Source organism: Streptococcus sp. SS4 (genome assembly GCF_030440125.1).
GTDB lineage: Bacteria > Bacillota > Bacilli > Lactobacillales > Streptococcaceae > Streptococcus.
The window spans coordinates 105,988-127,664 of the sequence record NZ_JAQFJM010000005.1 but is presented as its reverse complement, the minus strand read 5'-3'; the positions used below and the strand labels follow the sequence as shown (position 1 = coordinate 127,664).

General features: G+C 39.8%; 20 protein-coding genes. 6 read left to right on the top strand and 14 right to left on the bottom strand.

Annotated elements, in window-relative coordinates; all coding sequences use genetic code 11:
• Window positions 1-7: 7 nt before the first annotated feature.
• The 8 genes from oppC to PCY16_RS05745 form a co-directional block, all read right to left on the bottom strand.
• The gene (oppC, locus tag PCY16_RS05780; protein ID WP_022496729.1) at window positions 8-934 is read right to left on the bottom strand and encodes an oligopeptide ABC transporter permease OppC; all 927 of its coding nucleotides are present in this window, start codon (window positions 932-934) and stop codon (window positions 8-10) included.
• A complete protein-coding gene (locus PCY16_RS05775) occupies window positions 934-2,427 on the bottom strand; it encodes an ABC transporter permease (RefSeq protein WP_175063794.1) in 1,494 nt (497 codons plus the stop codon). Before PCY16_RS05775 ends, oppC begins: the two co-directional genes overlap by 1 nt.
• A gap of 60 nt (window positions 2,428-2,487) precedes the next feature.
• On the bottom strand, window positions 2,488-4,458 hold the full coding sequence (locus PCY16_RS05770; protein ID WP_195413481.1) for a peptide ABC transporter substrate-binding protein: 1,971 nt from the start codon (window positions 4,456-4,458) through the stop codon (window positions 2,488-2,490).
• A 180-nt stretch (window positions 4,459-4,638) separates the two neighbouring features.
• Window positions 4,639-6,609 (bottom strand): peptide ABC transporter substrate-binding protein, encoded by a 1,971-nt coding sequence (locus PCY16_RS05765; protein WP_002884208.1) that lies wholly within the window; start codon window positions 6,607-6,609, stop codon window positions 4,639-4,641.
• 235 nt (window positions 6,610-6,844) lie between these two features.
• Window positions 6,845-7,828, bottom strand: a complete 984-nt coding sequence (gene pta / locus PCY16_RS05760) for a phosphate acetyltransferase (protein ID WP_195413480.1) — start codon at window positions 7,826-7,828, stop codon at window positions 6,845-6,847.
• Window positions 7,829-7,843: 15 nt separating this feature from the next.
• Window positions 7,844-8,740, bottom strand: coding sequence for an RluA family pseudouridine synthase (locus PCY16_RS05755; RefSeq protein WP_037601725.1), 897 nt, complete (start codon window positions 8,738-8,740; stop codon window positions 7,844-7,846).
• Window positions 8,737-9,573: an NAD kinase gene (locus PCY16_RS05750; protein ID WP_002884507.1), complete on the bottom strand. Its 837-nt coding sequence runs from the start codon at window positions 9,571-9,573 to the stop codon at window positions 8,737-8,739. The genes PCY16_RS05755 and PCY16_RS05750 overlap by 4 nt, the downstream gene beginning before the upstream one ends.
• The gene (locus tag PCY16_RS05745; RefSeq protein ID WP_014634828.1) at window positions 9,545-10,219 is read right to left on the bottom strand and encodes a GTP pyrophosphokinase family protein; all 675 of its coding nucleotides are present in this window, start codon (window positions 10,217-10,219) and stop codon (window positions 9,545-9,547) included. The genes PCY16_RS05750 and PCY16_RS05745 overlap by 29 nt, the downstream gene beginning before the upstream one ends.
• Window positions 10,220-10,314: 95 nt before the next feature.
• Here PCY16_RS05745 and PCY16_RS05740 point away from each other — a divergent pair, with 95 nt between their 5' ends.
• The 6 genes from PCY16_RS05740 (at window position 10,315) to PCY16_RS05715 (ending at window position 15,091) form a co-directional block, all read left to right on the top strand.
• Window positions 10,315-10,890 carry a CYTH domain-containing protein gene (locus tag PCY16_RS05740; protein WP_038676520.1) on the top strand — a complete coding sequence of 192 codons (576 nt, stop codon included), beginning with the start codon at window positions 10,315-10,317 and terminating at the stop codon, window positions 10,888-10,890.
• A gap of 275 nt (window positions 10,891-11,165) precedes the next feature.
• Window positions 11,166-12,137 carry a ribose-phosphate diphosphokinase gene (locus tag PCY16_RS05735; protein WP_002886837.1) on the top strand — a complete coding sequence of 324 codons (972 nt, stop codon included), beginning with the start codon at window positions 11,166-11,168 and terminating at the stop codon, window positions 12,135-12,137.
• Between the two features lie 3 nt (window positions 12,138-12,140).
• Window positions 12,141-13,253, top strand: a complete 1,113-nt coding sequence (locus PCY16_RS05730) for a cysteine desulfurase family protein (protein ID WP_195413479.1) — start codon at window positions 12,141-12,143, stop codon at window positions 13,251-13,253.
• Between the two features lies 1 nt (window position 13,254).
• Complete coding sequence (locus tag PCY16_RS05725; protein WP_002884733.1) at window positions 13,255-13,602, top strand: DUF1831 domain-containing protein; 348 nt, start codon at window positions 13,255-13,257, stop codon at window positions 13,600-13,602.
• Between the two features lie 141 nt (window positions 13,603-13,743).
• On the top strand, window positions 13,744-14,403 hold the full coding sequence (locus PCY16_RS05720; protein ID WP_084869710.1) for a redox-sensing transcriptional repressor Rex: 660 nt from the start codon (window positions 13,744-13,746) through the stop codon (window positions 14,401-14,403).
• Window positions 14,396-15,091 (top strand): gamma-glutamyl-gamma-aminobutyrate hydrolase family protein, encoded by a 696-nt coding sequence (locus tag PCY16_RS05715; RefSeq protein WP_002891450.1) that lies wholly within the window; start codon window positions 14,396-14,398, stop codon window positions 15,089-15,091. The genes PCY16_RS05720 and PCY16_RS05715 overlap by 8 nt, the downstream gene beginning before the upstream one ends.
• A 57-nt stretch (window positions 15,092-15,148) precedes the next feature.
• Here the strand turns inward: PCY16_RS05715 and radC are convergent, their stop codons facing one another.
• The 6 genes from radC to cps2T are packed head-to-tail and all read right to left on the bottom strand — an operon-like array spanning window position 15,149 to window position 21,617.
• Entirely contained in the window at window positions 15,149-15,835 is a 687-nt protein-coding gene (gene radC, locus PCY16_RS05710; protein WP_195413478.1) for a DNA repair protein RadC, read from the bottom strand.
• Between the two features lie 45 nt (window positions 15,836-15,880).
• Entirely contained in the window at window positions 15,881-17,524 is a 1,644-nt protein-coding gene (locus PCY16_RS05705) for a rhamnan synthesis F family protein (RefSeq protein WP_195413477.1), read from the bottom strand.
• Window positions 17,525-18,727, bottom strand: coding sequence for a polysaccharide ABC transporter ATP-binding protein (locus PCY16_RS05700; RefSeq protein WP_101799708.1), 1,203 nt, complete (start codon window positions 18,725-18,727; stop codon window positions 17,525-17,527). It lies immediately after the preceding gene.
• The gene (locus PCY16_RS05695; RefSeq protein WP_101799709.1) at window positions 18,727-19,533 is read right to left on the bottom strand and encodes an ABC transporter permease; all 807 of its coding nucleotides are present in this window, start codon (window positions 19,531-19,533) and stop codon (window positions 18,727-18,729) included. The genes PCY16_RS05700 and PCY16_RS05695 overlap by 1 nt, the downstream gene beginning before the upstream one ends.
• Window positions 19,534-20,472 (bottom strand): glycosyltransferase family 2 protein, encoded by a 939-nt coding sequence (locus PCY16_RS05690; protein WP_101799710.1) that lies wholly within the window; start codon window positions 20,470-20,472, stop codon window positions 19,534-19,536. It abuts the gene before it with no gap.
• Window positions 20,469-21,617 (bottom strand): beta 1-4 rhamnosyltransferase Cps2T, encoded by a 1,149-nt coding sequence (cps2T, locus tag PCY16_RS05685; RefSeq protein WP_101799711.1) that lies wholly within the window; start codon window positions 21,615-21,617, stop codon window positions 20,469-20,471. The genes PCY16_RS05690 and cps2T overlap by 4 nt, the downstream gene beginning before the upstream one ends.
• Window positions 21,618-21,677 lie beyond the last annotated feature (60 nt).

Genomic DNA, 21,677 nt, shown 5'->3' with positions numbered 1-21,677 from the left:
TGGACTCCTATCTATGCGTACGTGGGTCACTGGCATCCGCCAAGTTTTGACCGACAATAAAGAGAGAGAGGGAAACGAGGATCAAGGTAGTCAATGGAATCCAGAAGAGGTAAGCATTGACTGTAACGTTCTGTGCATAGTCTGAAATCAAACGACCAAGACTAGGCGTCGTAACGGGAAGCCCCAAACCAAAGTAAGAAAGGAAGGCTTCGTAAGAGATAAATCCTGGCAAGAGCTGACTAGCCATAGTCACGATAACTGATACAAGTTGTGGCATGATATTTTTAACCACAATCTTAGGAGTTGGTGTTCCCAAAGTACGAGAAGCCAAGTTGTACTCCAAATCACGGTAACGCATGATTTGAATACGGATAGTATAAGCAATACCAATCCAACCTGTGACAGTCATGGCAAAAATCATGTTCCAGAAACCTGCACCCAATGAGTAAGTCAAGACGATAACGACAAGGAGGGCAGGAATGTTTGAGATGATGTTGTAGATCTCCATCATAATCATATCAAAGGTCTTAGAAATCCCCCAAACAGCACCAACGACTAAACCAATAACAACGTTAATGAAGGTAGCGATAACAGCAATAAGGATAGAATTACGAGCTCCAAACCAAACACTGTCAAAGAGAGACTTACCATTACTGTCCGTACCGAACCAGTATTGAGCATTTGGATGCACATAACGTACACTAAAGTCATTAACCTTAGACACGTCATTAAAGTCAAATTTTGAAAACATTGGGTAGATAAAGCTCATCAAAATGATAGCAATCAAGATTCCCAACATGACAGTTGTTGACTTTTTCTTGAAGAACTGACGCATCACCGATTTCCAGTATGAATAGGCCGGCGCATCAATTGTTTCAGAGGCAAAATCATCGCGCTTTACAAATTGGAACTTACTTTTATCAATTGAAGCCATTATTTACCTCCTTTAGATGTCAATTTGATACGTGGGTCAATCATAGTCATAAGGATATCACCCACAAGCAATGAGAAGATGGTGAGGGCTGTGAAAATAAATACAAGACCCACAACCATAGCGTTATTTGAAGCACGGACAGAGTCAATCAACATTTTACCCATACCAGGGAAGGCGAAGATTGTTTCTGTCAAGGTTGCCCCTGTGATAACACTAACGATAGATGCTGGGATTCCTGAAACCAAGGAAACCATAGCGTTTTTGAAAATGTGTTTATTCGAAATTTCTTGTTCTGACAACCCTTTGGCACGTGCAAAACGAACGAAGTCTTGTGATTGCAAGTCAATCATGTAACGACGAATCCAAATCGCAAGACCTGGTGTTGACAAGAGACCGAGAATAACAGATGGCAAGACGTATGAACGCCAGTCACCCGCACCCAAGATAGGGAAGGAATCTGGAAGACCAATCTCAGAACCAATCAAACGAATGATATAAACCAAGGCGATGGTTGGTAGTGAAAGCAAGAAAGTCAAGACACCTGTTGATACACTATCAAAGAGGGTATTTTTAAAGCGTGCCATGTATGATCCCAATGGAATTGCCAAAGCATAAGACAAGACCAAACCAATCAGACCTGCAATGGCAGAACTTGTCACCATTGATGGGTATTGGTAGCGACTCTTGGTCGCTGTGTATGGGTCATTTCCATAGTAAGAACGATCTCTAGCATCAGCCTGACTTGGTGATTTATAAGTACGAGAGTAGATATCTACTGAAGATACCTTCTTACCAGTAGGGAAGTTGACCTCAGAACTTTGTGTTTGTCCTTGACCTTGTGTAATAACATCAAGAACACCTTGCTCAGCATAAGTTGGGTAAGATGTACCAAGGTTCATCTTAACAAAGTTTTGGTGAACAAATGGGAACTGACCGTTAAAGTAAAGCAAGTATTTATGCTTAGTCCCTGAACCAACAACTGACCAACCGATAGCTGGGTCATTTTCAATACGGATATAACGCTTCAAGTTTGGATTTGTTTTATCTTTAACCCATCCAGTATTGTCAAATTCAAGGAGGTGCGTATAGAAGCCAAACACACGTTCAAGTACTGGCACATCACGTGTCGCATAGAATTGTTTACTTTGCTTGAACTGATGTAAACGCCAGCCATGTCCCAAACTATCCACATATTTTTGATAGATAGCCTTATTTTCTTTTGTTGGCTTAGTGGTTACTGACTTATCAAGGGAGCTAGCTTTCTCCTGCAACTCCTTGGTGTCATAGTAATCAATGTAACCCATACGTTCATAGATTGTATTTTCATAGTTAGCCTTAGAATCAGCTGTCTTAGCAATCTTATTGTAGTTAGGGTCCTGTCTGAAAATCAGACGCCTCGGCACCATGGTATAGATAATCGTGTAGGTCAAGGCCGTCACGACAAATATTGACAATAGAGAACGGAGGGTTCTCAATAAAATATATTTTTTCATGTCTCTTCCTTTAATTCCAAAAGAACTTTCCCAATCTAATGAGAAAGTTCCATCGTCCTTTTATTTAACGTGTTTCTCAAGGTCTTTTTGAGCTTTTTCGTTGGACTTAGACTTTTCTTTAAGCCAGCTTTCGCGAGCTTTATCATAGTTTTTCTTAGTGACAACATCTTTTTGAGGTTCAAGGTACTTGAAGTATCTGTCAGAACCCTTAGGTCCTACTTGAGAGTAAGCACCTGAGAATGGTGTCAAACGAGCTACCATTGGCGCAGCCCCCTTGTTAACCATAAGTGGCATGAAGAGTGAGCTATCTTCCAACCAAGCTTGTGCCTCCGCATAACGTTCATAACGTACGTTGAGGTCGCTTGTTTCTTTAGCTGCATTTTCAACCAAAGCATCAAAGTCTTTAAGACCTACTTGAGCTGCTGCTGCATTATTAGGATCGTCAAATCCCATGTAAGTTTTTGTGTTTTCACTAGCTGTTGTCTTGAAGATATCAAGGAATGTTGATGGGTCTTCGTAGTCAGGCGCCCAAGCAACTGAAATATTGATATCCCAGTCTTCTGCCGCTGCATTAGCTGCATACAATGTGCTATTTAGAAGATCATCTTGAGACATTTGATGAACATCTACCACGACATTTTCTTTACCAAGTGTCTTTTCAACAGATTGTTTCAAAGATTGTGCACGTGCAACCGTTGTTTTAGCTGCTTGGTCAACTGGAAGGTCCAAGTGAATTGGGAATTGAACACCTTCTCCTTGAAGAGCTTCCTTAGCTTTGTTAAATTCAGCCTTAGCCTTATCAGCATTGAAGATACCGTCTTGACTGTCTTTAAAGTTAACACCTGACCACTCGTCACCATATGAAGCCATCTTTTCAGTTACCAAATCGCCAAATGACTTGTCACCAGCATAAACGAAGTCAGGTTTTACGAGTAGGTTACGAATCGCAAGAGCTGCACCTTTTTCACCATTAAGTTGTGCTGAATAAGCTGTACGGTCAATAGCGAAGTTAACTGATTGACGGAAGTCCTTGTTAAGAAGAGCCTTCTTAGTTGAGTCCTTCTCAGCATCTGTCTTCTTAGATGTATGGTTGTAAGACTGACGGTCAATGTTAACACCAGCACCAAGAACATCTGCAGAAGGTTGTGTATAGAAGATATTATCTTTATATTGTTTTTCTACTGAATCAAAGTTTGAGCTTGTTGGGTATAGACGTGCTTGACTATAAGCTCCGTCAGTGAAATTACGGACAAGCGATTCTTGGTCTGAAGCATCGTAGAAAGATAGTTTAACGCCGTCAAAGTGAACATTTTTCTTATCCCAATAGTTTTCATTTTTAGCCAACTCGATAGATGATTTAGCTGTCAATGACTTAAGGATATATGGACCATTATAAAGGATAGATGATGGATCTGTTGATTTACCAAAGCTATCCCCTTTTGACTTAAGAAACTCTTCATTTACAGGCCAGAAGAGAGAATAAGTCATCTTAGAATTCCAGTAAGGTTCTGGTTGTTTAAGTGTGTACTGAAGAGTGTAATCATCAAGAGCTTTAACGCCAACTTTAGAGAAGTCTTTATCAGTACCATTGAAATAATCAGCAAGACCTACTACAGAATCTTTTGCCAAGTAAATTGACTCTGTCTTTTTATCAGCAGCATGCTTAAGACCTGTTACGAAGTCTTTAGCTGTTACTTCTGCATACTCTTCACCATCTGAAGTGTACCATTTAACTCCCTTACGAAGTTTGTAAGTATAAGTCAAACCATCAGCTGAAACAGTCCAGTCCTTGGCAATAGAAGGTACCAAGTTACCATATTTATCGTTTTCCAAAAGGCCATCGACACCATTTGTCACAGCATCAGTCGTTGAACCTTTATTGGAAATAAGATAGTCCAATGTTTCAGGATCAGCAGTATAAACATAGTTATAAGTATTGCTTGAAGTGTTTGATTTTGATGAACAAGCCACTAAAACCCCAACACTTAGGAGGGAAACACCCGCAAGGGCCAACCATTTACTTTTTTTCATAAGCATTCTCCAAAAATCTTTTTTGATATGCCTACATTATACCATAAAAAATAAGATGAGTACAATTTTCAGAATATTTTGTCTTATGCTGACTTTCTCACAATTATACCCCTCATGAACACTAGGAATTAGCCCTTTTTTGACAAAAGAAAAAGGCAAACTGCCTTTTCCTCAAGATTATTATTTAACGTGTTTCTCAAGATCTTTTTGAGCTTTTTCGTTAGATGCTTTCTTTTCTTTAAGCCATTTTTCACGACTTTGTTCATATTCTTTCTTAGTAACTACTTTTTCCTGTGGTTTCACATATTTGAAGTAGTCTGATGAGTTCTTATCACCCACCTGCATGCTAGCACCCGTAAATGGTGTCAAACGTGAGATAACTGGTGCTGCACCGTTACCAACAGTCAATGGAATGACAAGAGAGCTATCTTCCAACCAAGCTTGGGCTTGAGCATAACGGTCGTAACGAGCGTTGAGGTCTGTTGTTTCTGAAGCTGCTGAATCAAGCAAGGCGTCATAATCTTTAAGACCTACTTGAGCTGCGGCAGCATTGTTTGGATCATCATACCCCATGAAAGTCTTGGTATTTTCACTTGAAGTTGTCTTAAAGATATCAAGGTAAGTTGATGGGTCTTGATAGTCTGGACCCCAAATGACACCGTTTGAAATATCCCAGTCTTCTGCCGCTGCATTAGCCGCGTTAAGGGTTGCATTTTGTATGTCATCAGATGATAATTGGTTAACATCGATAACCACATTATCGCTACCCAATGATTGCTCAATGGTTTGTTTCAAAGATTGGGCCTGAGCAACATTGATTTTAGAACTTTGGTCAACAGGAAGGTCCAAGTGAATTGGGAATTGAACACCATCTGCTTGGAGAGTTTCCTTAGCTTTGGCAAACTCAGTCTTAGCTTTTTCAGCATTGTAGAGGCCATCTTGACCATCAGTAAAGTTTACACCTGACCATTCATCACCATAAGAGGACATTTTCTCTGTTACAAGATCTCCAAAGGTCTTATCACCTGCACTGACAAAATCAGAAGGAACAAAGAGGTTACGTAGAGCTAGAGCTGCACCATCTTTACCATTCATTTGTGATTGATAAGCCGTACGATCAATTGCGAAGTTGATTGATTGACGGAAGTCTTTGTTTAGAAGAGCCTTCTTAGTTGATGTCTTTTCAGCATCCGTCTTCTTGGCTGAGAATTTATAGCTTTGGCGGTCAATATTCACACCAATAGCCGATGTAGATGCACCTGGTGCTGTGTAATAAATATTATCTTTATAGTTTTTCTCAACTGAAGCATAGTTAGAACTCGTTGGGTAGACACGAGCCAAACTATAGGCACCATCCGTGAAACCACGTTCTAGAGCCTCTTGATCCGAACCGTCATAATATGACAATTTGATGGCATCAAAGTGTACATTCTTCTTGTCCCAATAATTTTCATTCTTAGTCAACTCAATAGATGATTTAGCTGTCAAAGATTTGAGAATGAAAGGACCATTATAGAGGATAGATGTTGGGTCTGTTGACTTACCAAAATCTTTCCCTTTGTTCTTAAGAAAGTCTTCGTTAACTGGGAAGAGCAAGCCATAAGTTGTTTTAGAGTTCCAGTATGGCTCCGGTTTTTTAAGGGTGTATTGCAATGTATAATCGTCGATTGCTTTAACGCCAACATTTGAGAAATCTTTATTGGCACCAGAAAGGTAGTCAGACAATCCAGCAATAGAATCTTGTACCAAATAGAGGGCTCCAGACTTGCCATCAGCCGCATGCTTAAGACCAGTCACAAAGTCCTTAGCAGTCACATCAGCATACTCTTCACCATCAGAAGTATACCATTTAACTCCCTTACGGATTTTATAAGTATAAGTCAGACCATCTTGAGAGACAGACCAATCTTCAGCTACTGAAGGGACAAGATTACCATATTTGTCCGCTTCCATAAGTCCATCTACACCATTAGTTACAGCAATTTTTGTAGGTCCTGTATTTGAAGTGATGTAATCCAATGATTCTGGATCTGAATTATAAACATAACCATAAGTCGTTCCACTAGTACTTGACTTAGAAGAACAAGCCGCTAAGGCACCAACACTTAGAAGGGCGACACCCGCAAGGGCTAACCATTTGCTTTTTTTCATAAGATTTCTCCAAAAAATAAAATTTTACTCTTTCATTATAGCATAAATAATCAAGAAAAGCAGTCACTTTCAGAATATTTTGCACAAGCAAAGTACATAATGAAACACGAAAAACTCAACAGTCCATTGTATTTCCTGGATTTCTAGCTACTTTAATCGATTTATTTTTAATCACCAGCCATGCATAAAACAAAAAGGCCTAACACCTTGGTCAGACCTCTTTTTTGAGACAAAATTAGTTATTAAGAGCTTGAGCAGCTGTGATAATCGCTAAATTATAAATGTCTTCAGCACTAGCACCACGAGAAAGATCGTTTACTGGTTTATTAAGACCTTGTAAGATTGGTCCGATAGCTTCGAACATTCCCAAACGTTGGGCAATCTTATATCCAATGTTACCTGCTTGCAAGCCAGGGAAAACAAAGACATTAGCATGTCCTGCTACGTCACTATCTGGAGCCTTAATAGCTGCTGTTGCTGGAACAAAGGCTGCATCAAACTGCAACTCCCCATCAATAGCCAAGTCAGGACGCATTTCTTTAGCAATATTTGTTGCTTGAACAACCCTGTCAACTTTTGGCGATTTAGCAGAACCTTTTGTTGAGAAGCTAAGCATGGCCACTTTAGGATCAATACCAAAAACTTTAGCTGTTTCAGCAGTATTAATTGCAATTTCTGCCAATTCTTGAGCATTTGGTTCAATGTTGATGGCACAGTCAGCAAACATCAAGCGATGATCGGTATTTTCACGGTTCATAAGGAAGACACCTGATGTACGAGAAATACCAGGTTTTGTTTTGATAATTTGAAGGGCCGGACGTACCGTATCCGCTGTTGAGTGAATAGCACCTGAAACCATCCCATCAGCAAGACCAAGTTTAACTAGCATAACACCGAAATAGTTGACATCACGAAGCAATTTTTCCGCATCTTCGACTGTTGCTTTTCCTTTACGGATTTCAAGAAATTTTTCCTTCATTTCCTCAAAACCTTCATAGGTTTCAGGGTTAATAATTGTATAGTTAAAGTCTGCAAAACCATGATCGCTCAAGATTTTGTGAACCTCAGCTGGGTCTCCCAAAATAATAGGATCAACCAATCCTTCAAATTTCAAACGGGCTGCTGCACGAACCACACGGTCGTCGTTACCCTCAGGGAAAACAATCTTAACACCTTTCCCTAAAATATGTTCACGAAGTTCACCAAATAGACTACGCATAAAAAAATTCCTCAATCAATCTTTTTTAGTTTGTAAGTTCATGATAACGGTTTCAAAATCATCTGTCAAGGAAGATGCATGGACCATCTCTTTTTTGGTAAAAGGATCAACAAATGCAAGACGGTGACAATGCAAGGCCTGGCGTTCAATACCATAGTCTAGAGAACCACCATAAAGATCATCTCCCAAAAGGGGAAGGCCTAAGTGGGCAAAGTGGACGCGAATCTGGTGAGTACGCCCAGTATGCAAATTGATATCAACCAGTTTAACCCTACCATAATCACCTACCAAACGATAACTAGTGTGGGCATATTTCCCCGACTTATGGACTCGACGTGTGATAATGGAATCCACATCACGCGCAATCGGTGCAATGATTTCACCTTGCTTCTCAAGTTTGGTCTCACCTTCAACCAAGGCATAGTAATGTTTCTTGATAGACTTCTGTTGTAACTGTTTATCCATACGAGCATGGGCATAACCATGCTTAGCAAACAGCATGAGACCAGAGGTGTCCTTATCCAAACGTGTCACAATATGCACACGCTGGTTGGGATAATTATTGCTGACAAAATGATGTTTGACAAAATTAGCCATGGTATTATCGTGGTTAACACTTGGAATACTAGCATAGCCATAGGGTTTATTAATCACCAAGAAGTTATCATCCTCATAGACGATATCCAAGTCAAAAGGAATTGGCTTCAAGGTTTCATGCGGTGCCTCGTCAGGGATTTCAATGGCAACCACATCTCCTTCATGGACAGGATAAGTCGCAAACTGCTCCTCGCCATTAACCCAAATATGACCACCTTCAAACTTAATCTTGGCCAGAAGTCCTTTTGAAATATCATGCTCCTTCAAAAAGGTCTTAACTCGACATGAACGTCCTACGGTAAATTCATATCTCATTCTTCCATGTCTCCAATAAAGGAATCTCGTACGCGTTCCCAAAAACTTGTGTGGCTAGCACTAGCAACAAAAGAAATCTTTCGTTGGTCAATCGAAAATTCTACCTTTTTCACATTACGGTTGGTATAGGTTTTATTATCAACGGATAGAGTGTAGCTTCCCATTCGGGTAGGATAAACGGTAATCTTCTCATGCTTGGGCACAATAAGGGGACTTCCTAAGGTCCGGTACACACGGTTATTAAGACTGGCAATCTCTGTCAGTTGCAAGGCTTCAATAGTGGGATGAAGGACCGCACCACCCAGTGATTTATTGTAGGCCGTTGATCCTGTAGGCGTTGACACCGACAACCCATCTCCACGGAAGCTCTCAAACAAGACATCATTAAGGCAAACATCTGCTGCCATGGTTTTCTCATTACGCTTGATGGCTGCTTCATTGAGGGCAATCGACGTAAAAGAACGACCATCAGCCAGGGTCAATTTGACATTCAAAAGAGGGTAAGAAATCTTTGCACCACTATCTTTTCGAAGCGTCTCGATTAATTGATCCACTTCACTATCCAAATAATCCGTATAAAAGCCTAAATGACCCGTGTGAATCCCTACAAAACGCACACGCGCAAGCTCTTTTTCATACATATGAAAGGCCGATAGCAACATGCCATCACCACCAATTGAGATGACCACATCTGGGTTTTTCTTGGTCAAATAAAAATCAGGATCATCTCGAAAGGCATTAAAAAGTTTCGAGGCAACACGCCTACTTTGGGGTTTGCCATTGGCAATAATAGCTACCTTCATCTCATCCGAAGAGGTCTTCATCTGTGTCATCACTATTTCCTACACTATCCTTCAAAGTTCTATTAATTGGATCAAAAAGCAACTGGGCTTCTCTAATATCATCACGTATCTTCCGCATTTCTTCGTCAAGCTCATAAGCCATGCGGGCCGTAGTTTCCAAGCGAAGTTTAATCTCCTCAGGAAAATTCCCCTGATACTTGTAATTAAGGGAATGTTCAATGGTGGCCCAAAAGTTCATGGCCAAAGTCCTAATCTGAATCTCTGCAAGAATCTCCTTACGACCATCAATGGTGTCAACGGGATAAGAGATAATAACATGATAAGAGCGATAACCCGAATTTTTACGGTTTCTGATATAGTCTCGCTCTGAAACAATAGTCATATCACTACGATGACGAAGCAAAGCCAAAACCTCATCCACATCATCGACAAATTGGACCATGACTCGGAGACCAGCGATATCCTGCATATCTTGAGCCAAATTTTCAATCGAAAGGCCACGAAGGGCGATTTTCTCCTCAATGGAAGCCACTGACTTCACACGTCCGGTCACAAACTCAATAGGCGAGTGACGATTTTGCTTACGAAATTGTTTACGAATGCCTCGGAGCTTGATTTTGAGCTCACCTACGGCCTGAATATAGGGGTCTAGAAATTCTTCCCAATCCATGGTCAAGATAGGACTCCTCCTTGTCAAAAGCTTTAGTTTTTTATAAAATAAATACAATCTGTTATATTATACCACATTTGAAAGCACAAGGGAGGACACACATGAACCATTTAGAGATAGAGTACAAGACTCTACTCACCAAAGACGAGTACAATCGTTTAGCGATGCTTTTCTCCCATGTGACACCTGTTACGCAAACAAACTACTACATCGACACTCCTCAGAGTGACATGAGAAATAAAAAGTTGTCTTTGCGTATTAGGACACTTCCCACTCATGGTGAGCTGACCTTGAAAATCCCTGAAAAAGTCGGGAACATGGAGTACAACGTTACCATGGATTCTGCGGATGCTAAGGCTTTGACTAAGTCGCTGGACTTTCCTGATTGTCAAATCAAATCCATTCTTTTAGAACGTGGGGTTAAACTAGAGGACCTAACCATCCTCGGACATTTGACCACAACTCGTCGCGAATACCAGACCAACATCGGCCTCATGGCTCTTGATGTCAATGTCTATGCTGACAAGAAAGATTACGAGCTTGAACTAGAAGTTTCGGATGCTGAGAAAGGTAAAGACGACTTTGATGCCTTTCTTAAAGAAAATAATATTGACTTTAAGTATGCCAAGAGTAAGGTTGCACGCTTTGTAGCTACCCTCAAACGAGACAAAGACTAAAATTTAGACAAGGAGTTGGCTCCTTGTTTTTTTTTATTTTAAACACATGTAGCTTCAAATGCCACAAGTATTTAGAACTCCAGAGGGTAATAGATTTCTCTAAAAACGCATACAAAGGCGTTTTATCTAACAAAGGTTCGGTATTTTTCACTAATACCACACTTTGAAGGCTGAAATTTCTGCTTCTTTTTGCTAAAATAGAACTATCTGTAGTTTTATTACAATAGCCCTAACTGGGCTTAGCATCTTATTTTTTTAAAGGAGTCACCATCGTCATGGTACATCAAAAAGCAAACCCACAATTGAAATTGTTCTCGCTCAGCTCAAACCCAGAAATTGCTGAAAAAATTGCTGAGGCTACTGGATTGCCACTTGGTAAAGTATCTTCACGTCAATTTTCTGACGGTGAAATCATGATCAACATTGAAGAGTCTGTTCGTGGGGACGATATCTATATCATCCAATCTACTAGCAACCCTGTTAACGACCACCTTTGGGAATTGCTCATCATGATTGATGCCTGCAAACGTGCCAGTGCTAACTCTGTCAACGTTGTTATGCCTTACTTTGGTTATGCACGTCAAGACCGTATCGCTGCGTCACGTGAACCAATCACTGCTAAATTGATTGCCAATATGCTAGTTAAAGCTGGTGTCAATCGTCTCTTGACGCTTGACCTTCACGCTGTCCAAGTTCAAGGATTCTTCGATATCCCAGTAGATAACCTCTTCACAATGCCTTTGTTTGCTGAATACTACAACAAAAAAGGATTCACAGGAAGTGATGTTGTCGTTGTTAGCCCTAAAAACTCAGGTGTTAAACGTGCTCGTAGCTTGGCGGACTACCTTGATGCACCAATCGCTATCATTGACTACGCTCAAGATGATTCAGAACGTGAAGAAGGCTACATCATCGGTGAGGTTGAAGGAAAAACAGCAATCTTGGTTGATGATATCCTTAACACTGGTAAAACGTTTGCTGAAGCTGCTAAAATCCTTGAACGTGGTGGCGTTAAAGACATCTATGCAGTAGCTAGTCACGGTCTCTTTGCAGGAGGTGCTGCTGAAGTCCTCAACGCTGCTCCAATTAAAGAAATCTTGGTGACAGATTCAGTTGCAACTAAAGAAAAAGTTCCTACAAACGTTAAATACATTTCAGCAAGTAAGCTAATCGCTAACGCTACTACTCGTATTTTCGAACGTCAACCACTTAGCCCACTCTTTGCTTACACTGCAAATGAGGACTAAGCTATGGTTTATTTGGACAATGCAGCAACAACTCCTTTAAATACTGCTGCTATTTCAGCTATGACACATGTCATGACTGAAACCTTTGGAAATCCATCCAGCCTCCATGCTTACGGTCGACAGGCTTCTAAGGAACTTCGTGAAGCCCGTGAAGAAATGGCCAAATACTTTGAAGTCCCTGCTCGTAAGCTTATTTTCACTTCTGGAGGGACTGAAGGAAACAATACAGCTATCAAAGGTTACGCCCTAGCCAATCAAGCTAAAGGTAAGCACCTGATTACAACTGCTATTGAACACCACTCTGTCCTTCACACTATGGCCTACTTGGAAGAGCGTTTTGGTTTTGAAGTAACCTATATTCAACCAGAAAATCAAGTCATTATTTCCCAACAAATCGCTGATGCCTTACGTGACGATACCATTCTGGTTTCTGTTATGTATGCTAATAATGAGACTGGCCAATTGCTTCCTATTAAGGAAATTGGTGACTTGCTTGCCAATCACCAAGCTGCCTTCCACGTCGATGCCGTTCAGGTAGCAGGAAAGCTTCCTATTCACCCAGAGGAACTTGGAGCAGATTTTCTCTCTATTAGTGCCCATAAATTCCACGGACCTAAAGGTGTCGGCTTGCTCTATCATAACGATTTGCATTTTGACAACCTACTCCATGGTGGTGAGCAAGAAGAAAAACGCCGTGCCAGTACTGAAAACCTGGTCGGGATTGCAGGTATGACCGCTGCTTACAAGCATGCTAGTGACCACTACCAAGACAATTACCAACATGTTGAAAAGATTCGTCAGGCCTTTCTAGATTCCCTTACCATTCCTTATGAAATCAATGGTGGAGGACCTAGCCTACCTCACGTCATCAACATCAGTTTTCCTGATAAGGAAAACGGCCCTCTCTTAACCTTGTTAGACCTAGCAGGCTTTGCTGTCTCAACGGGTTCTGCTTGTACTGCTGGAACTGTTGACCCTAGCCACGTCATCCAGGCTCTCTATGGCAAGGATTCTGACAAGCTAAAAACAGCCATTCGCATTAGTTTATCAGAGGAAAATACCGCTGAAGAACTCCAGGCCCTAGCAGAAAAACTTAATCAAATCATAGGAGACTAACATGGCATTTGAAAAAAGCATTCATTTGACTGACTGTAAGTACCGTTACACCATCAGTCCTAATGTCAAAAAATTCACTCTACGTGATACGACTTTTGTGCAAAATAAAATCGGAAACTACGAGTTGCACCGCCTTCTCGAAAAAGTGCCTAACTCAGGCGAAGGTTTCCCACTCAAAATCACTATTAACAAAGACTTGACAGGCTTCAAATTGTCTATCACAGACAAATCTGGCCTTCGTAACGTTAATATCTTTAAAAATGAAGATCACCACATCTTGCAAGAAAAATTCTACTTCTTGATGCAGAGTTTGGTTGATCGTAACGTTTTCGAGCAAGAAGAAGTCTAAATTTTTTCTTACTACATAGAAATAGCCTATCCATGTGATAGGTTTTTTATATCGCCTCATCTACACTATTTTGTTGCAATCTTCACAAACTTTTCTTAAAATATAAGAGAATCATACTAATTAAAGAAAGGAAAGCGATCAATGACATTTGAGAAAAACATCCCAAACGCTACTGCCAAACGTCTCTCTCTCTACTATCGTATTTTCAAACGATTCCATCGTGAAAATATCGACAAAGCAAGCTCTAAACAAATTGCTGAAGCGATTGGGATTGATCCTGCTACTGTTCGTCGTGACTTCTCCTATTTTGGTGAACTAGGTCGCCGTGGTTTTGGTTATGACGTAAACAAGCTGATGACATTTTTCGCTGAACTCCTAAATGACAATGCGACTACCAAGGTACTCCTCGTAGGTGTTGGTAATGTCGGGCGTGCCCTCCTCCACTACCGTTTTCAAGAGCGTAACCGCATGCAGCTGGTCATGGCTTTTGATACAGACGATAATGAATTGGTTGGAACTCAAACTGAGGACAAGATTCCTATCTATGGGATTTCCCAGATTAAGGACAAGATTGCCCAAGAAGATATCAAAACAGCCATCCTGACAGTGCCATCAGTTAAGGCTCAGGAGGTGGCTGATCTTTTGGTTGATGCTGGAATTGAAGGCATTCTCTGCTTCTCTCCAGTTAACCTCAATCTTCCACGCCATGTGGTAGTCCAATACGTAGACTTGACTAGCGAACTACAAACCCTACTCTATTTCATGAAAGAAGAAGAAAAATCAAGGAGAAACGATGACTAAACCAATTATCGGAATCACTGCCAATGTAAGGCCTAATCCAGCCCATGAAGACATCAACTGGTCCTATGCCCCATCTGGCTTTGTAGAAGGAGTTCAAAGAGCCGGTGGCCTAGCAATCCTACTACCAGTATCCGATCCTTCGGAAGCCAAGACCTACATCTCCATGATTGATAAGCTTATCCTGATCGGTGGGCAAAACGTTGACCCTAAATTCTACAACGAAGAGAACCATGCCAGTGAAGATGACTTCTTCCTCGAACGAGATATCTTTGAAATGGCACTCATCGAGGAAGCCACTAAGCAGAAGAAACCCATCTTTTCAATCTGTCGCGGTACCCAACTCATGAATGTCGCACTAGGTGGTAGCCTCCATCAAGATATTGAGAATCACTGGCAGGACAAGCCTTCTGATTACCTCTACCATGAGATGATTGTTGATGAGAACAGCAAGTTGGCAGAAATCTACGGATGTGGAACCTCTATCAACTCCTTCCACCATCAAAGTATCAAACACTTGGCCTCTGACCTTCGTGTTATTGCGCGTGATCCTGAGGACAACACAGTCGAAGCTGTTGAGTCAAATAGTCCAGACCTTCGCTTTCTTGGTGTACAGTGGCACCCAGAACTTCTCCTAGACAAACGTGAAGAAGACCTCAAACTCTTTGAATACGTCGTTAACGAACTTTAAAAGCAACTGAGACTGCACTCAGTTGCTTTTCTCTTGTCTTTATCACATAGGTTCAACCTAAAGATCAAAATCCTCCCTCTCCTCACGAAAGGAATAATAGGTTGATTTTCCAACAATCAGATGATCAAGCAGACAAATCCCTAAATCATCACAGGACCGCTTAATCTTTTGAGTAAAATCAATATCATTTCGACTTGGATATGCCTCACCTGACGGATGATTGTGAACCACAATCAAAGACGTTGCCATCAGATGACAGGCATAATGTAAAATCTCACGCGGCTCAGCAATCGAACGACGAACCCCACCTATAAAGACCGTCTTTTGCTGAATAATACGATTCTGCGTATCCAAATAGATAGCCACCAGATGCTCCTGAGGCTTGTCCCCAATATCCAACATCATACGACGGGCCACCTGCTGACTGGACATAATCTGCTCGGAACGAGCCAACTCAGCCTTCTCAATCCGCTTAGCCAACTCCACCATAGCCTTGAGCTCAATGGATTTCACACGCCCAATACCAGAAATCTCCTGAAGCTCATTCAAGGACAAACGAGACAAATCCGCCAAACTCGTCATCCCTTTCAAAATACGATTGGCCATAGATAGAACCGACTCAGACTTAGTCCCCGTCCGCAGTACTATCGCCAACAGCTCTTGGTCAGACAACACCTCTGCTCCCTTCTGTAAGAGTCGTTCACGAGGCAAAAGCCCCGACTCCTCAGCTACAATACTATACATAAGAAAAAAACCTCCTACTTACCTATTCGTAAGTGGGAGGGGAAGTTAAGTAGCTGAAGATTTTTTTAAACCTAATTTCTTTAACAAGGCTTTTCGATATGCTGAAAATTTTTTCTTTAACGTCAGTGGTTCTGCTACCTGCGACATTTCAATAAGATGGAGCTTATAACGTTCTGCAAAAGATATTTTTTCAGAAGAAATAATGCGATAATCAATTCCTAGATCCCAGGCTTTTCGATAGAAAAGATAAGAAAGGGTATCCTCATCAAAGTCATAGAAAGCTTGCTTATCCTTAAGAATAATTTTTTCTAGAAAATCTTTTGATAACCACATAGAACCTTGAAAAATATGAAGCGAATGATTGATTACTTTTTGACATTCGTCAGTTAGTTTAACAGTTTGTTCTTGATTTAAGGCACCAATTGCATCTGTCCAATAGAGTTCTTTTGATAAATCAGCAAAAACCAGACCAACCTCTGGAAAATGGTCAAAGATTGATGCCACTTTCTCTTCATCTAATAACATATCCACTAAAGCAAGTCTTGTAGCTTCATCAACAAGTTTGCCCTCATTTCCAAAGTCTTCTGTGTGAAAATGCCCAACAAAGTCATACTCGCTAAGCTGAGATGCCAAGGATACTAAGGCATGGTAATGATTATCAAATCTTTGAGAGACTAGCTGAAATCTATCTTTATCAAAGCTATTTAATAAGGTGTTCTCAACGATATTTTTATCCAAATGGCTTGATAAAGTGAAATAATAAAAGGCAGATAACTTTTTATCAGAGAAAACTTTTAGTCTCTCAAGGTCACTAATATGTACATGGATAGCCGAATGATAGCCTTTCCCACTTACCGAATGAAATGAAGGTTCAATGATTTTCTCATCTAAAATGACTAAGCTATCTGGCGAATGGTAGCTGTTAAGATGGGACTTAATTAGTGCTACTGGATATGCCGATAGCTTAGTAATATAGTCTAAAAGTAGTCTTCCCTTTTTTTCATTGTCAGTAAATGCTTTTAGTTTAATGAACGGTACCTTATGTTCAAGTGTACTTATCGGTCTATAGTAAGAAAAATCAGGGTGAATTAAGTCTTCTGCCTCTGCATCAATAGTATTAAAGACAGCATCATAACGGTAACCAGCTTCAAGAAGAACACTAGTAACCCTAGTTTCATAATTATCAATAACATCTTGAACATCGGTAAAAGTCTTTATAGAAGTCCAAAATTGTTGAAAGGTTTCTGAATCGACAACATGTTTTTTGAAAGATATAAAATAACTTTGCAGATGCTCATCGAAATATTTGGTCTTTCTAAAATTCGTCATCCCCCAAAAATCAACATTCTGTCGTTGTTCAAATCCTTCAACTATGTTAGACAAATCCCAAAGAGGACCAAAGCAAGTATCATTCATTAGTGTAACCGAATCGAAGTCTGTTAAATGTTCGAATCCAACATGAGCCATACCATCTCTCCAAGCTGCAAAATCAAAGCCCAGATTCTCTCTCTGGATAACTTCATCTATGCCAAGCTCTTTGAGAGTTAATGTTGCCGATTCCGTTAGTTGACTATTTGAAATCACAATAAGTTTAGAAAAAAGTGGTCGAAGTTGCTCCAATTGGTAGAGCACATGACCACTTAATTCGTCGTACTTATTATAATGAACATACAATAAGAGACGTTTCATTTATTCTTGAATCTCCCATTTTCCATTTCTCTGAACCATACCGGTTGCAGAATCTTTAGCAGACTTATCATCATCCTCAATATCAGTTCGATTTAAAAGAATAACTGGTGAATTTTCCGAATCAGCAAAGGCAATCATCTGATCATCCTTATCTCGAACAGAAACCTGAAGCTTAAGCTTAATGTTATTAAGATGGGCAAGACTACATTTATATGTGAGTGTTTTTCTTCCAGAACCACTCGTTTTATTGTCCATGGAATTGTCATTATAAATCCAGATACCACGGTCAATATCTGTCAATGAAAAGGCAATATAGGTCTCAATATCCTCATTGACATCATATGAAATCTCAAATGAAATATCTTGGTCAGGACTGATAATATTGTCATTCAAGAGTTTTACTTGTAAATCAGTGATTTTAGGATTTTCAACAACAACGTCGTCGTTTGAAACCTTTTGACCAGCAGCATTATCAAAACTATATTGGTTAGCAACTTCGTCTGGATCACCAACCACTTTTACCAAACCATGTTCAATCAGAACTGCTTTATTACAGTATTTTTTAACTGCTGACATGTCATGGGTAACTAAGATAGTTGTCTTTCCAGATTGCTTACGTTCCATGAAATAGTCATTACACTTACGTTGGAAGGCCTCGTCACCTACGGCTAAGACTTCATCCAAGATAAGAATATCACCTTGAGCCTTGATAGCCACTGAAAAGGCTAGACGAACCTGCATACCACTTGAGTAGTTCTTCAACTTTTGATTCATGAAATCATGAAGTTCAGCAAAGTCTACAATGTCATCATACATGGCATCTACTTCTTCTGTTGAAAAACCAAGCATGGCACCATTCATATAGACATTCTCACGACCAGTTAATTCCGGATTAAACCCAACCCCAAGCTCAATGAAAGATACTAACTTACCATCAATTGTAACTTTACCTTTCTCCGGAACATAAATCTCAGAAATAATTTTTAAAAGCGTTGACTTACCAGAACCATTACGTCCAACAATTCCATAGAAATCACCCTTTTCAACTTCAAATGAAATATCTTTTAAGACATGTTGTTCAGTATACCCTTTAATTCCTTTAAAGCGATTGACTAGAGTCGTTCTCAAACTCTGACTCGCCTCAGTTGGTAATTTAAAATACTTACTTACATGATCTACTTTTACAGCAATATTATTTGACATTATAGAATCTCCGCAAATCGTTTAGCATTTCGATTAAAGACAAGGAAACCAATGATAAAAATCACTACAGGAATCGCATAAGGAATAAAAGCAATCAACTTATTGTTAATAATATCCCATCCTCTTGGGTTAACTGGGTCAATGATAAAATGACGCATATCCTGTAAAATCTGAGCGATTGGATTCAACATCATAATCTTTGCAACAAACTCTTGATTTCTTTGAATAAGATAAGTGATGGAATAGATAATTGGGCTCGCATACATACCAGCTTGAAGTACTACTTCCCAAACTGGACCAATATCACGGTATTTAACAAAGAGTGCTGATAGAATAAAAGCAACTCCCATTGCCATCAATAGCACTTCAATAAAGAGAGGAATGATAACCAAAGTATTGAAACCAATCGGAACATGGTTAATCAAGGCAAATACGAAAACAACCACTAGGTTAATCAAGAAATTAATCGCTGCTCCTAGCACAGATGAGATAACGATTGTTTGCTTTGGAAAGTTAAGCTTACGTAATAGGTCTCCTCGTGAAACAATGGAAAGCATCCCCATATTGGTAGCCTCTGTAAAGAAGCCCCAAAAAATCATAGCCAAAAGCAAGCCTACTGCATAGTGTGGTGTCCCATCATCAAATCTCAAGAAACGAACAAAGACAAGGTACATAATTGTAAACATCATCAAAGGTTTCAAAATAGACCAAAGATAACCAATGAAAGAACCTTGATAACGCAATTTAAAATCCGTTTTAATCAGTTCCTTAAGTAAAATCCTATTTTTTTGACTAAAGAAATTCATTTAGTCCTCCTTATACATGAATTTTGTCAAAATCAAACCCGTAAATACAAAGGTATGAAAAGCCCTATTTTTACGGTAACCATATGTTTTCAAACGACGATAACGCTCTCTTACCCCTTGATCCATAATGGTCACAAAGTTTTCAACCAACTCTCTATCTTCAGCATTCAATGGCAAAGACAGGAGGTTTTCCGCCTGATTCTGACTAGCCTTTATCAACTTCCAATATTTGTTGAACAAGGTCTGAGGGCGAATCCAATTCTGCATACGTTTCCGAAGCGTTCTAGCTCCCAAGACATTATCCGCATGCTGACGGTAAAGCTCTGTTGGTTGGTCAATATAAACGAGATTGCCAAATGCTGACGCTAACAAACCTAAATACCAGTCATGCATCAGAAGCTCGTTAGTTTCCTCACCAGTCCATAATTCGGCTAGAGCATGATTAATTAGCGACACACCGCCTGTAACAGTATTTTCTGTCATTTCTTGAACCAACTTAGTATTAGCATGGTCAGATTGAGTACGAATCATACTCTCATGAAGCACCTCTAAATCTTGGTTCACAACCTTTAAATCCGTGTATACCAAAAGTGGTTTATCAGATGGGTATCTACTCGCTTCCTCAAGCTGAAGAGATAGCTTCTCAGGTAACCAAGTATCATCCTGGTCCGAGAAAAGATAGTAGTCAGATTCTTGATACTTCAAAAGCGTAAAGAAACTCTTTATTACACCTAAATTTTCAGTTTGATCAGGATTGATAAAAGTAATGCGATCATCTTCTAAAGCGAAACGTTTGATAATCTCTCTCGTTTTATCTTTAGAACCATCATCACGAATTAACAAGGTCCAATCCGTATAAGTCTGTTGCTGAATACTCTCTATTTGCTCTGCTAAAAAATTCTCGCCATTATAAGTAGACATGAGAATAGTTACTTTCATGATAAAAATAGCTCCTCGTATTCACCCACGATTTTTTCCCAGGTGTAATTTTCTTTCATATTTGCTTTAGCAGCATTTCCCAAGTCCTCAAATGACACTTGACCATCTACAGAATCGATAAGCTGAGACAAATTCCTATCCTCTTTATTCCAATACAAGGCAGTCTCTTGAGCAACCTGATGGTTAAAGTCTACATTATAAATAAGGTTGAGGTCCGTTTGAGCCAAGGCCTCTAATAAGCCCGGATTCGTTCCACCTACTTCGTGTCCATGAATATAAGCAAAGGCTTGGTTGCGAATATACTTGAGCAAATCCTGATCATAGACAGTACCCACAAACTTCACACGTTTATCTTTATCAAATCCTGTAATCTGTCGTAGTTCATCAAAGTAAGCATTTCCTTCATGATTACAGATGATAACAAGATCACGCTCTGTAGAGGACTTCATAAATTCACGAATCGCAGTTTCGTAATTGTTTTCAGGAACAAATCGACCCAATATCAAATAGTAATCTTTTTCTTGAGTCTGCCATTTCTGATACCAATCTCGAACAGAGTCATCCTCAGCAGTCAAAGTCGTCTTAGATAAATCAGTTCCATAAGCAATGAAAGTCGTTCTAGCCCACGGATAGGTATTTTGAATATAGGTCTCAATACCTAGGTTATCAGAAATAATTAAGTTCGCATACTTTGTCATCTCTTTTTCAGAGTATTTGAGATAACTTTGAACAGGTTTAGACCACTTAGCACGTTTCCATTCCAAACCGTCAGGATTGACTAGCAAAATCCCACCAACGGACTGAATTTTCTTGGCAAAATGAACAATGAAGGCACCAATGGTATTTCCTAAAATATAGAAAATTGGGGCTTGAATTCCCTCTTTTTTAATAAGTTTCAAGCTATAATTGATAGCCATCATATCGTAAGCTATGACACGCGCAGGACCTAGCTTTGGAGGATTGACCGTAAAACAATCCGCACCTTTATAGTCAAAATGGTTGCCAGTACTTTCGTCAGATAAGCAAGCCACGTGATAACGTATAGCATGCGATACCTTATGAGAAATCAATTTTTCAACAAATGTCTCGAAACCACCATATTGAGCAGGCAAACCTCTACTACCTATGATAAAAATATCCTTCAAAGTTTACCTCCATTCGTCACATCTCTCAAATACACAGAATTATACATAGTAGCTTTTATT

Bases quoted from the DNA above. Each gene is read 5' to 3' on its own strand.
- oppC (WP_022496729.1), bottom strand. From the start codon at position 934: ATGGCTTCAATTGATAAAAGTAAGTTCCAATTTGTAAAGCGCGATGAT.
- PCY16_RS05775 (WP_175063794.1), bottom strand. From the start codon at position 2,427: ATGAAAAAATATATTTTATTGAGAACCCTCCGTTCTCTATTGTCAATA.
- PCY16_RS05770 (WP_195413481.1), bottom strand. From the start codon at position 4,458: ATGAAAAAAAGTAAATGGTTGGCCCTTGCGGGTGTTTCCCTCCTAAGT.
- PCY16_RS05765 (WP_002884208.1), bottom strand. From the start codon at position 6,609: ATGAAAAAAAGCAAATGGTTAGCCCTTGCGGGTGTCGCCCTTCTAAGT.
- pta (WP_195413480.1), bottom strand. From the start codon at position 7,828: ATGCGTAGTCTATTTGGTGAACTTCGTGAACATATTTTAGGGAAAGGT.
- PCY16_RS05755 (WP_037601725.1), bottom strand. From the start codon at position 8,740: ATGAGATATGAATTTACCGTAGGACGTTCATGTCGAGTTAAGACCTTT.
- PCY16_RS05750 (WP_002884507.1), bottom strand. From the start codon at position 9,573: ATGACACAGATGAAGACCTCTTCGGATGAGATGAAGGTAGCTATTATT.
- PCY16_RS05740 (WP_038676520.1), top strand. From the start codon at position 10,315: ATGAACCATTTAGAGATAGAGTACAAGACTCTACTCACCAAAGACGAG.
- PCY16_RS05735 (WP_002886837.1), top strand. From the start codon at position 11,166: ATGGTACATCAAAAAGCAAACCCACAATTGAAATTGTTCTCGCTCAGC.
- PCY16_RS05730 (WP_195413479.1), top strand. From the start codon at position 12,141: ATGGTTTATTTGGACAATGCAGCAACAACTCCTTTAAATACTGCTGCT.
- PCY16_RS05725 (WP_002884733.1), top strand. From the start codon at position 13,255: ATGGCATTTGAAAAAAGCATTCATTTGACTGACTGTAAGTACCGTTAC.
- PCY16_RS05720 (WP_084869710.1), top strand. From the start codon at position 13,744: ATGACATTTGAGAAAAACATCCCAAACGCTACTGCCAAACGTCTCTCT.
- PCY16_RS05715 (WP_002891450.1), top strand. From the start codon at position 14,396: ATGACTAAACCAATTATCGGAATCACTGCCAATGTAAGGCCTAATCCA.
- radC (WP_195413478.1), bottom strand. From the start codon at position 15,835: ATGTATAGTATTGTAGCTGAGGAGTCGGGGCTTTTGCCTCGTGAACGA.
- PCY16_RS05705 (WP_195413477.1), bottom strand. From the start codon at position 17,524: ATGAAACGTCTCTTATTGTATGTTCATTATAATAAGTACGACGAATTA.
- PCY16_RS05700 (WP_101799708.1), bottom strand. From the start codon at position 18,727: ATGTCAAATAATATTGCTGTAAAAGTAGATCATGTAAGTAAGTATTTT.
- PCY16_RS05695 (WP_101799709.1), bottom strand. From the start codon at position 19,533: ATGAATTTCTTTAGTCAAAAAAATAGGATTTTACTTAAGGAACTGATT.
- PCY16_RS05690 (WP_101799710.1), bottom strand. From the start codon at position 20,472: ATGAAAGTAACTATTCTCATGTCTACTTATAATGGCGAGAATTTTTTA.